The 582-nt window shown below is 47.6% G+C and carries 1 protein-coding gene; it reads right to left on the reverse strand.

Features of this window, described 5'->3' with window-relative positions; genetic code table 11:
• Positions 1-56: 56 nt before the first annotated feature.
• Positions 57-582 (reverse strand): M23 family metallopeptidase (locus A3750_RS08785; RefSeq protein WP_197474971.1); only part of this gene is annotated, 526 nt, incomplete at its 5' end.

Raw genomic sequence — 582 nt, forward strand, 5'->3', positions numbered from 1 at the left:
CGTCTTGGCATTTGTGTTGTAAAAGCGCCCTGCCGCTGATCCAAGTAATTCGATTATTAGTCTGCCGGCAAAAGCCAGATGTCTGTTTTGGGGTTGATGATAGTGCCATCCGCCTGCTTCAATTTAAATCGTTTGGAGGCCGGCTTACCTTGCTTATTATATTGAATGACAAAATGAAGGTGAGGGCCGGTCGAGAAACCGGTGTTACCGGAATATCCAAGCAATTGGCCGGTTTCAACGCTATCGCCTGGCTTAACGAGTACTTTGCCTATCAATAGATGCCCATACATGGCGTACGTCCCATCCCCATGCAAAACCATTGCATAGTTCGCTTTGTCATAAAAAAAGGCGCTGCTAACACCTGAGTGCGCGTAGGTATCCTGTATATCGATAACAATTCCGGAGCGCGCTGCGGATATTGGTGTACCGACGGGCATCGCAATATCAATGGCATAGTATTGAGGTTCATGACTATGGCTGAATTTTCCACCAAAACCTTGGGAGATGCGTAGGCTCTTATATCCTTTAAACGGTACCGCATATACCTGTTCGTCGGGAACGGTGTCTGGTGCACCTATCAGG

The organism is Oleiphilus sp. HI0079 (assembly GCF_001635105.1).